General features: G+C 33.6%; 9 protein-coding genes, 1 rRNA gene and 1 pseudogene. 2 read left to right on the plus strand and 9 right to left on the minus strand.

Going from position 1 to position 11,582, the window contains the following annotated elements; translation table 11 throughout:
* Positions 1–202: pseudogene (locus H593_RS21045) on the plus strand (IS30 family transposase); the annotation flags it as partial.
* A 56-nt stretch (positions 203–258) separates the two neighbouring features.
* On the opposite strand, the gene H593_RS0114835 reads toward H593_RS21045, so the two are convergent.
* The 7 genes from H593_RS0114835 to H593_RS0114865 form a co-directional block, all read right to left on the minus strand.
* Positions 259–1,473 carry a bifunctional folylpolyglutamate synthase/dihydrofolate synthase gene (locus H593_RS0114835; protein ID WP_028873156.1) on the minus strand — a complete coding sequence of 405 codons (1,215 nt, stop codon included), beginning with the start codon at positions 1,471–1,473 and terminating at the stop codon, positions 259–261.
* Positions 1,474–2,343: an energy transducer TonB gene (locus H593_RS0114840; RefSeq protein WP_028873157.1), complete on the minus strand. Its 870-nt coding sequence runs from the start codon at positions 2,341–2,343 to the stop codon at positions 1,474–1,476.
* A 64-nt stretch (positions 2,344–2,407) separates the two neighbouring features.
* On the minus strand, positions 2,408–2,803 hold the full coding sequence (locus H593_RS0114845) for an ExbD/TolR family protein (protein WP_028873158.1): 396 nt from the start codon (positions 2,801–2,803) through the stop codon (positions 2,408–2,410).
* Positions 2,803–3,498, minus strand: a complete 696-nt coding sequence (locus tag H593_RS0114850; RefSeq protein ID WP_028873159.1) for a MotA/TolQ/ExbB proton channel family protein — start codon at positions 3,496–3,498, stop codon at positions 2,803–2,805. The genes H593_RS0114845 and H593_RS0114850 overlap by 1 nt, the downstream gene beginning before the upstream one ends.
* Before the next feature lie 99 nt (positions 3,499–3,597).
* Positions 3,598–4,995 carry a sodium:proton antiporter NhaD gene (gene nhaD / locus H593_RS0114855; protein ID WP_028873160.1) on the minus strand — a complete coding sequence of 466 codons (1,398 nt, stop codon included), beginning with the start codon at positions 4,993–4,995 and terminating at the stop codon, positions 3,598–3,600.
* A gap of 16 nt (positions 4,996–5,011) precedes the next feature.
* Positions 5,012–6,238: a Glu/Leu/Phe/Val dehydrogenase dimerization domain-containing protein gene (locus tag H593_RS0114860; protein ID WP_028873161.1), complete on the minus strand. Its 1,227-nt coding sequence runs from the start codon at positions 6,236–6,238 to the stop codon at positions 5,012–5,014.
* A gap of 152 nt (positions 6,239–6,390) precedes the next feature.
* Positions 6,391–7,449, minus strand: a complete 1,059-nt coding sequence (locus tag H593_RS0114865; RefSeq protein ID WP_028873162.1) for an anhydro-N-acetylmuramic acid kinase — start codon at positions 7,447–7,449, stop codon at positions 6,391–6,393.
* A 93-nt stretch (positions 7,450–7,542) separates the two neighbouring features.
* Between H593_RS0114865 and H593_RS0114870 the strand changes: the two genes are divergently transcribed.
* Complete coding sequence (locus H593_RS0114870) at positions 7,543–8,685, plus strand: acyl-CoA dehydrogenase (RefSeq protein ID WP_028873163.1); 1,143 nt, start codon at positions 7,543–7,545, stop codon at positions 8,683–8,685.
* A gap of 54 nt (positions 8,686–8,739) precedes the next feature.
* Here the strand turns inward: H593_RS0114870 and H593_RS0114875 are convergent, their stop codons facing one another.
* Positions 8,740–11,178, minus strand: coding sequence for a helix-turn-helix domain-containing protein (locus H593_RS0114875; protein ID WP_028873164.1), 2,439 nt, complete (start codon positions 11,176–11,178; stop codon positions 8,740–8,742).
* A gap of 112 nt (positions 11,179–11,290) precedes the next feature.
* Positions 11,291–11,398, minus strand: a 5S ribosomal RNA gene (gene rrf, locus H593_RS0114880).
* Positions 11,399–11,582 lie beyond the last annotated feature (184 nt).

Raw genomic sequence — 11,582 nt, forward strand, 5'->3', positions numbered from 1 at the left:
ACCTCTCAAGATAAGGGAACTGTCGAAAACAGAATAGGTGTAATAAGAAGATTTTTTCCAAAGAAAACAGACCTTAGAGAAGTCTCAGCTAAGAGAATAAAAGAAGTAGAAAAATTACTAAATTACAGACCAATTAGAAAGTTTAATTATAATAACCCTATTGAAGTCCTAAATAATTAAGTGTGTTGCACTTATGGGTTGAACTCAGCATTTAATACATACATTTTAATGAAATTTAATGACAGCACTATTCCATTTTCACACGACCTCTGCGACTACAAAAGTGCTTCCGCCAACGTAAATTAAATCTTCAGGGTTTGCGACCATTTTAGCCGCGTCTAGTGCCATCTTTACAGAGTTGTACGCTTTACCTTTAAACCCTTCCCGAATGAAATAAGATTTTAAAATTTTAGCATCTAAACCTCTAGGAACATTAGGTTTACAAAAATAATATGTTGCTTCTTTTGGTAGCAATGGCAAAATAGAATCGACATCTTTATCATTAACAACACCAAATACCATATGTAGTTTATTATAGTTTTCTTGAGCTAATTGCTTAACAATATAAGTTAGAGCTTCCTTATTATGCGCAGTGTCACAAATAACTTTAGGTTCTAATTGTAATACTTGCCAACGTCCTTTTAAGCCTGTGTTTTTAATGACATTTTGTAATCCTTTTTTAATATTTTCCTCGGAAACATTAAAACTTTTTTCACTTAAAACTCTTAAAGCACTAGTTGCTGTCTTAATATTATGTTTTTGATAACTTCCTTTTAAATCACTCGCGTAATTAGAATTGAAATCCTCTGCAAAATAAATTTTAGCAGCATTCATTTTAGCGATCTCTAAAAAAGTAGTTTTAGTTTCCCGTTGGGTTTCTCCGATAACTACAGGAATATTAGACTTAATAATTCCTGCTTTTTCTTTAGCGATAGCCTCATAAGTCGTTCCTAAAAACTGAGTGTGATCAAAACCAATATTAGTAATAACTGAAACTTCTGGAAGGATAATATTTGTAGAATCTAAACGACCTCCAAGGCCAACCTCAATCACTGCAATATCGACCTTTTGTCTCGCGAAATAATCAAAAGACATACCAACGGTCATCTCAAAAAAAGATAACTGATGTTGCTCAAAAAAAACTCTATTCCGTTTTATAAAACCGATAACAAATTGTTTACTAACCTCTTTGCCATTAATCTTTATACGCTCACTAAAATCTCTTAAATGTGGAGATGTATAAAGACCAACTTTATAACCAGCCTCTTGCAATACCGAAGCAATCATGTGACTTGTAGAACCTTTACCATTAGTTCCTGCAACGTGAATACTCTTAAATTTACGCTCAGGATTTTTTAAGTGATTGGAAAGAAGTAGCGTATTTGATAAGTCTTTTTTAAAAGCAGTCTTGCCTTGGTTTTGATACATAGGCAACTGCTTAAACATCCAGCTTACTGTATCTTGGTAGGTCATTTAATTGGTAGGCGAAAAGTTAACAATTACTTTACCAAACTGTCTTGCAGGTGCGTTTGAATTTGCTTCCCATTTGTATGACATGGCTATTTTTTTTGCTTGCTCTTTTAAGCACGCGGTTACATTATCACTTCCTTGTACTCCTGATGTTGCTTCTATTACTCTACCACTGGGATCTACAACAATATCAACCATGATTTTGCCATATTCGTTTTCACAACCATCTTGCATTTTAAAACTAGGTTTTCCTCTTCCCTTTAAACCATAGCCTACGCCTCCATTTCCAGATCCTGGAATTCCATTATAAGGTGCATATAGACTTCCATCTAACTCACCTTTATCTCCTGGTCCATCACCTGGACCTTCTCCATCCTTAGTTGGACCATCAGAGTTTTTTACTCCTCCAATAAGGGCGTCTAGTTTATCCTTTTTATCTTGCTCTTCTTTAGCTTTTTTAGCTTCTGCTTCTTGTCGCAATTTTTCTTTACGGTCTGCATCTGCCTTTGCCTTAGCATCTGCATTAGCTTTAGCTTCTTTTGCTTTTTTAATTGCTATTGCTTCTGCAGATTCATTAGTCATAACATCTTCTGCTTTGCTACTTGCTTCGGAAGCTGTTTTTACCTCTTCTACTTTTTCAGCTTGCTTATCTTCTTTAACGACCTCTTTACTAACTCTAGATTTGATAGGCTCAGTTGGTTGAACCTTACCTGAACCCACTTCAGAATTCCCAAAATTAATAGCAACCCCATATTCTTCTGGAGGATCCATATAAGTATTTCCCATAACAAACAAGAGCAACACAAGAATGACTGCAATTAATGCCGTTATCTTTGCTGAATTTTGTTCGTGTTTGGTTTCTAAATACTTCATCTAATACTTTTTTTTGCGATGCTTTACCAATGGAGCAGGATGTATTCCGAAGAAAAAATGAGTTTTAATTATTTGGCTTTACTGCTAAAATAACCTTGAACTTATTTCTATTAGCAATATCCATAACCTTTACAACATGCTCAACAGGAACAGATTTCTCTGCTCGCAAAACCACTGTTGGCTCATCTTGTTTTGATAATAAAGAAATCAATTCGCTTTCTAAAACACTTTCTCCTACTCGTTTTTGATCAATATAATAGGTCAAATCTTTCTTTATACTGACCGCGACTGATTTTTTGTTTTCAGTTTTACCACTGGCTGTTGGTAATAAAATATCAATAGCACTAGTGGTTACCAATGTTGAAGCTATCATAAAAAATATCAATAACAGAAATACAATATCTGTCATTGACGACATATTGAACTCAGGTGTTACTTTATTTCTTCCTCTTAAATTCATTAAATAGGCTCGTTTAAGTGATCTAAAAATTCTAAAGAATTCGCCTCCATTTGATATACAACTTTATCTGTTTTAACGACTAAGTGGTTATAAAACATATAGGCAACAATACCTACAATAAGACCAGCAACAGTTGTTGTCATCGCTGTATATAAACCGCTGGCAAGAACATCCATCTGTATTGTACCTCCTGCATTGGCGAGTTCAAAAATTGCTAAAATCATTCCCACTACAGTTCCAAGAAATCCAATCATTGGAGCTACACCGGAAATTGTTGCTAGAATACTCACGTTTTTTTCTAATCCGTATATTTCTAATCGACCTGCATTTTCAATAGCTGTATTAATATCTTCTAAAGGTTTCCCAATACGTGTAATTCCTTTATTGATAAGTCTTGACACTGGAGAATTAACTTGCGCGCATAACATTTGAGCAGAATCTATTTTACCATTACTAACATGATCCTTAATTTGATTCATAAAGTTAGAATCTATTTGTGAGGCCGCTTTTATAGCAAACAATCGTTCAAAATAAATATAGATTGCAAATATGAGCATCACAAATAAAATAGCTATAATTACTTGACCCGCTAGACCACCACTACTAATTAATTCTATAATTGATAATGTTTTTTCTACTGGCTCTCCATCTGTTAAGACATCTACTCCATCTTGAATATTACTTTGTAATACCATATTAAAAAAATTGAAAATTAATTTTAACTATTGTAATAACGATTGTTTTCTATTGAAAGTATATAATACCAATTACAACTTAAAATAAACTTGGTACAATTAAAAAATTGTTCTTGTAAACATAAAGACAACAGCCCCAGCTAAGAAGCCTATTAATGCTAACCATGATATTTTTTTAAGATACCAGAAAAAATCAATTTTCTCCATTCCCATTGCTACAACACCTGCAGCAGAACCTATAATTAACATAGATCCTCCTGTCCCAGCAGAATAGGCTATAAAATGCCAAAGTTCATTATCCATTGGCTCTGAAAACATGCCTAAACTCGCTGCTACTAATGGTACATTATCAATAATCGCTGATCCTACTCCTAACAGTAATACGACCAAATCTGAAACACCTCCATGATGTAATTCTGTACCTAACATTGGCATTTTATCCTGTAATGTTCCCGCAAAACCAAATAAGATTCCTAAAGACTCAAGTGCAGCGACAGCCATTAATATTCCGAGGAAAAACAAAATACTTGGTAATTCAATTTTTGATAGCGAATGATGAACAGGACTATGGTGAGCGTGTTCTTCATGTTCTTCAGAATCATAACTAGAAATACTGAATTTTGAATTACTATAAATTTCAGCAAAAATTGCGACCACACCCAATGCTAACATCATACCTACATAAGGTGGTAAATGAGTTATTGTTTTGAAAATTGGTACAGAAACAATACCTCCTAATCCAAGATATAGCATTGTAGAGCTAAATTTACTTTTAGGCTTATCTGAATCTTCATCACTTGTTTGATCCAAATTACCTTTAAATGCCGGTAGAAACGAAGCGATAAAATAAGGAACTAACATACATACAAGAGATGGTAAAAACAAATAAACAAACAAATGACCTGTTGTCACTTTTTTACCAATCCAAAGCATAGTTGTTGTTACATCACCAATTGGAGACCACGCTCCACCTGCATTTGCAGCAATAATAATCAAACCTGCATACCAAATACGAACATTTCTATCAAAGACCAATTTTTGCAGAATAGAAATTAATACTATTGTTGCTGTTAAATTGTCTATAATAGCAGACAAGAAAAATGCTAAAAATCCAAAAATCCAAAGTATTCTCTTTTTACTTTTTGTTTTGATAAAACCTTTAATTGTTGCAAATCCATCAAAGTAATCAATGATTTCAACGATGGTCATTGCTCCCAATAAAAAGACTAAAATCTCAGCAGTTTTACCTAAATGATGTAGTAATGTTTCTTCCATCCAGTGCATTTTGCTTTCATGCCCTAACTCTGAAAACCCTTCTACAAGTCCATGACTAGCAGAATCAAACCATTGCGGAAAAGAATCTATCCCTAAAGATATCAAGGCCCAACTTATAGCCATCATAACTAAGGCTGGAATTAATTTATCAATTTTTATACTGTGTTCAACAGTAATGGCTAGATAGCCTAAAACAAATACTAATATTATTATGGTCTCCATAAAGTGAATGGTTAGGTTATACTAATTGTGTTAAAGCAATCTCAAAAGCGGTTGCACTTATGCCTGTTTTTGTTTGATTTTTATCGTAAACTCTTTGAATTGCTTTTCTAATAGTCTCTGAAGTATCATTAAAAATAGCCTCATCTGTCATTTGTACTTTTCGTTCCATAAAGTAAGCAAAAACTCTAGCCATTCCGCAGTTTGAAATAAAATCTGGTATAAGGCTAACTTTATTATCGGTATGCTCCATAATGCTTCCAAAGAAAATCTCTTTATCTGCAAAAGGCACATTTGCTCCGCACGAAATTACTTCTAAGCCTGTACCAATCATATGATCAATTTGATCTTGAGTTATCAATCTTGAAGCCGCACATGGTGCGAATATTTCGGTCTTTAAAGACCATATTTTTTCATTTATTTCTGAAAACGGAATGAGATGATCACTCACTAAAGTATTTCCTGCTTTGGCAAGATAAAGCTCAGTGATTTCTTCAAAAGAAAATCCATCTTCTTTTATTAGACCTCCAACAATATCAATAATACCAACAACCTTAGCTCCCATTTGAGACAAGTAAAATGCTGCTGCCGCACCGACATTTCCAAAGCCTTGAACTATTGCTCGTTTACCCACTATAGAATCTCCGTGAACATTATAAAAATGTTTTGCAGCTTCTGCAACTCCAAAACCAGTAATCATATCTGCGACCGTATACTTTCTAGCTACGCTTGGTGAATATTGAGGGTTTTCAATCACCTTAATAACACCATGTCGTAATTGACCTATACGATTAATTTTATCTGCTGGTGTTGGTTTAAAGTGACCTTCAAAAACACCTTCTTGAGGATGCCAAACTCCGCTTTCCTCAGTAATTGGAATTACTTCATGAATTTCATCAACATTTAAGTCACCACCAGTACCATAATAGCTTTTGAGTAAAGGAGAAACTGCTTTATACCAACGTTCTAAAACGCCTTTTTTCCTTGGATCTTTGGGATCAAAGTTGATTCCGGATTTTGCACCTCCAATTGCTGGACCAGAGACCGTAAACTTTACTTCCATGGTCTTAGCAAGTGATAGAACTTCATTTATATCAAGTCCTACACGCATTCTAGTTCCTCCACCTGCTGCTCCTCCTCTAAGAGAGTTTATGACAGTCCAACCTTCCGCTTCAGTTTCTGGATCTTTCCAATTAAAAATTATTTCTGGTGATTTGTTCTCGTATTTTTGTAGTAATTCTTTCATTTATATACTTTGAATCATTGATAACTTATTAAAAAAAGGGCATTGTAAATAACAGAATAGCTAGAGTTGATTCATTTATAAAAAATTTATGTTAATTCGTCGTAACAAATATAAAAAACAATAAATCGCTTTATATTAATTTTAGTATATTTTTATGGATAATATATTACTCCAGAAGAATGGTCACAATCTGCTCCCGTAACACTTGACAGGCAGTTCACTTCTCCTCTTAATTTCAAAACCCCCAAGAGTCCAAAAATCAAAGCTTCTTTAAATTCTATAATCTCATTTGAAGGCAGGATTAACTCAAAATATTTTTGAGCTTTAATGCGCTCCAAAAGGAAATTATTAAAAGATCCTCCTCCAGTAAATAAGACTTTAGAGTTTGTATTGAAAGCTTTGGCTATTTGAATAGCAATATGCTCAACAAAGGTTCTTAAAATATTTTCTTCGGAAATTTTCGATGATTCAAGTATTGGGAACACTTGTGATTCTACCCATTCTAAACCTAAAGATTTTGGTGGTTTATGAGCATAATAGCTAATTTCATTCAGAAGTTTTAGTAGGCTATGATCGACATTACCAAATTTAGCAAGATCCCCTCCTTTATCATAATCGCAACCTAACTTTTTAGCAAAACGATTCATCACAATATTAACTGGACAGATATCGTAGGCAATTCGTTTATTATCTTCTTCGGAAGAAATATTAGCAAATCCGCCTAAATTAATACAATTGTCATACCCTGAAAACAATAAGCGATCACCAATTGGCACCAAAGGAGCTCCTTGTCCATTAAATTTCACATCCTGAATCCGAAAATCACAAACAACAGTATTTCCAATTAATTTAGCCAATGACGGTAAATTTCCTATTTGATAGGTAAGATTGTGTTCAGGTTGATGCAACGCAGTATGTCCATGAGAACAAATAACATCCATAGTGTTAAGTTGATATTTCCGAAGAAAATCATTTATAACATCTGCCAAATAAATAGTGTACTCTTCGTCTATTATTTTAAGTGCCTCTAGATTATAATTTACGAGATTTGACAGTTTATGCTTCCAGATTTCTGGGTATGCAACCGTTTCAGCATTTCGAATTGTAAACGTCCATTTATTACCAACCTCAAAAGTAATATGTGCTAAATCAATTCCATCCAAAGATGTCCCCGACATTACACCAATAATATTGTAACTCGATTTTATCATATTACGTAAAAATAGCTATAACGATTGAAAATATCCCAATAAAGACTTATCTTTGATTTCATTTTTTATCAAATTAATTATTTAAATAAGACTATGGATTTTAGCTTAACCGAAGAACATATTATGATTCGCGACGCCGCTCGTGATTTTGCACAAACCGAATTACTTCCTGGCGTTGTAGAACGTGACAATGCACAAACTTTTCCTAATGAGTTAGTGCGTAAAATGGGAGATCTTGGTTTTATGGGGATCATGGTAGATCCTAAATATGGCGGAAGCGGTATGGATGCAATTTCGTATGTCCTAATCATGGAGGAACTATCAAAAATTGACGCCTCTGCATCTGTTATCGTATCGGTAAATAATTCTTTGGTATGTTATGGTATTGAAACTTATGGTAATGAAGAACAACGTCAGAAATATTTACCAAAACTAGCCACTGGAGAATTCGTTGGTGCTTTTTGCTTGAGTGAACCTGAAGCAGGAAGTGATGCAACATCTCAAGCTACTACTGCTATAGACAAAGGAGACCATTATGTTATAAATGGCACCAAAAACTGGATTACTAATGGCGGTAGAGGCGATGTTTACCTAGTAATAGCTCAAACAGATAGAGATAAAGGACATAAAGGTATTAATGCTTTTATTGTTGAGAAAGGTGCAGAAGGGTTTCATATTGGTCCCAAAGAAGATAAGTTAGGAATTAGAGGAAGTGATACACATACCTTACAATTTAATGACGTAAAAGTTCCTAAAGAAAATAGAATTGGAGTGGACGGATTTGGATTTACTTTCGCTATGAAAACCTTATCTGGCGGTCGTATTGGTATTGCTGCTCAAGCGCTAGGAATTGCAGCAGGAGGTTATGAATTAGCTCTTAAATACTCTAAAGTTCGTAAAGCTTTTGGTACTGAAATTTGCAACCATCAAGCTATTGCTTTTAAATTGGCAGATATGTATACCGAAATAGAGGCTGCTCGTATGTTGGTGATGAAAGCTGCTTGGGATAAAGACCAAGGTAATAACTATGACATGTCTAGTGCAATGGCCAAATTATATGCCAGTAAAGTAGCTATGGAACAAACGGTTGAAGCTGTACAAATACATGGTGGAAACGGATTTGTAAAAGAATATCATGTTGAACGTTTAATGCGTGATGCAAAGATTACTCAAATTTATGAGGGCACTTCGGAAATTCAAAAAATCGTGATTTCGAGAGGTGTGATTAAAGGATAAGTAATAGTTAACGTTATATATTGAAAAGCTTCGGAATTTATTTCGAAGCTTTTTCTAATTATTAGATAAGTGATCTAACATCAAACGTAATTCTCCAAAAGTGTATTTATCATCTATTTGATGTTTTAAGTCCGAAAGATTTTCAAACTTATGCTTTGGTATAATGGTTTTTAGTTCTTTGTAATGTTTTTCTGAAATTAAGTCAAGAATTTTTACTTCTCCCGAAGCTATAAAACTAGCCAAATGCCCTGTAATAGTAGTAATGTTCAAATCACGTTCTAAAGCTATTTGTGCTATTGGTTTACCCGATGTAAATAATTCTAGCGATGTCCTATTAGTATCTCCTCTTTGTCGCTTAGGCTTGGGAGGCTCAAAAATATGAACATTTTTAACGGTATCGATATCGTTTTCATCACAATAATCGCCAATCACTTTTAAAATCTTAGACCCATACTTTTCAACACGTGTTTTACCAAAACCGTTTACTTTTAGCAATTCAGTTTTATTAGTTGGTAAAGTTTCACACATTTCATACAAAGATTTTTGATTAAAAATTTGATAATGAATTAAATCATTGTCATTGGCTATTGTATTTCTAAGTTCTCGAAGTAATTCAAATAACTCAACATTAGTTGTACCATCAATAACTGTTTTTCTAGATTTCTTTGGCGCTTCCTTAGCTAAAAAGACCGATTTAGCTCTTAATTCTAAAAACTCTATAACCTTAAAACCATCTGCCAGTCCCTTAAAATACAATTGTTTCACAGCTAATAGCTCTTCAAATGAGTCTAAAGCCGTGGTCAATTCTTTTTCTATAGCCTTGTTATCTGTTGTAAAACTAAAGGTTTTGTAGGGCTCATTAATTTTAGAATTAACTTGCACTTCATAATAATTTAAAGCTTTAGTAAAACGTGTTTGTATATCTTCACTAGACTCAGGGCTTTGATTTATTTGAGAAAGCCCACTTAATTGTGATTTAAAAGCATTCGCTACTTTAAGTAAATTAGCTATACAATCTTTAATTGAAATCATAGGTGGTTCAACCGTCCCTTCTATACTTCCTCTGTTTTTATAGAACACATCAAGAATACGATTAACAGGATATAAAAATTTATAAAAATTAAAAACTTCGAAAATTAGGGCAAGTTGAAACTCCGACTTAGATTGGTTCAAGATCGATTCATCTGGCTGATTCTCCTCAGCCATTTTATTAAACAAAATAACATTGCTATCACTTATAATTTGGCTAGAACTAATTCTACTTTTCAAAACCAAACCGTCCAGACTTTTACAACGACTTAACGCCACATAGGTTTGACCATGTGCGAACGCACCTTGAGCATCAATAATAGCCTTCTCAAAAGTTAAACCTTGACTTTTATGAATCGTAATTGCCCACGCTAAACGCAGAGGTATTTGTTTATAGGACCCAATTTTATTTTCTGTAATTGCATTTGTATCTTTATCTACAGCATAGGTTATATTATCCCAAGTTTCAGGAGAGGTTATAATATTAAAATCGTCATCTGGACACTTTACAATAACTTCATCTTTATCTAATAGAATAATTTTTCCAATTTTACCATTAAAGTAGCGTTTTTCGACCGAACTATCATTTTTAATAAACATAACCTGAGCACCAACCTTTAACGTTAGATCTTCTTTGTTAGGATATGAATATTCAGGAAACTTGCCATCAATAGAAGCTTTATATGTAATCGCTTTTTTCTTTAACTTCTCTAATTCGAAATTATTAGTCCGTTCCGCTTTATTATTGTGTGTTGTTAATGAAATGTAACCTTCATTTTCATTAGGCGAAAAATCTGGCTGGAATCTTTTATTGAGTTCATCTGCCGAAGCTTGTGATAAAGAGTTTGTTCTAATCTCGTTTAGGATTTCAATAAACTTAGGATTGTCCTGTCTATATATATGTCTAAGTTCTACTGTAATGGCCTCACATTCTTGGAAAGCCAAACTGCTAAAAAAGAAAGCATTATTATAGAAAGGTTTTAATATTTGCCATTCGTTTTCTTTTACAACTGGAGATAATTGCTGCAAATCACCTATCATCAATAATTGGACACCACCAAAAACCTGATCTCGATTTCTAAATCTTCTCAAAGTTTTGTCGATACCATCCAATAAGTCTGCCCGAACCATACTAATTTCATCAATAACTAATAAATCCATAGATTTAATAATATTGATCTTTGTCTTACCGAATTTTCTATTGAACCCTCCAGAACCTTTTAAATCTTCATTAGGTAAAATTGGTCCAAAAGGAACTTGAAAAAACGAATGTATTGTTACTCCTTTAGCATTAATAGCTGCAACACCAGTGGGCGCAACAACAACCATCCTCTTTAAGGATTTCATTTTAAGTCTATGTAAGAAAGTAGTTTTACCAGTACCTGCCTTACCAGTAAGAAATAAATTTCTATTAGTATTATTAATAAAATCCCAAGCCAAATCGATGTCTTTATTAGCACTCATATAATAATATTAATAATAAGACCCACGTTGTGAAGATAAAAAAAAGGAATACAAATCATGAAAAATAAAAACAAAAAAAACCCTTTCCATAAAACTATGAAAAGGGTTTCAAAAAAGGCGACGACCTACTCTCCCACAAATGCAGTACCATCGGCGCAAATGGGCTTAACTTCTCTGTTCGGAATGGTAAGAGGTGAGCCCCATCGCTATAATCACCTTAAATCTTTCGGCGCTAGTAGATAAATCTACTTAACCGTATAAAAATAACATATTGAAAAAAGAACGTTACACGTCATACATACATAAAAAACTAATATTTAATTACACTTTATAAAAAAACAGGTGTGCAATAAGCCTATGGGTTATTAGTACTACTCGGCTATGACATTACTGCCTTTACACCT

This window comes from Psychroserpens burtonensis DSM 12212, from assembly GCF_000425305.1.
GTDB lineage: Bacteria > Bacteroidota > Bacteroidia > Flavobacteriales > Flavobacteriaceae > Psychroserpens > Psychroserpens burtonensis.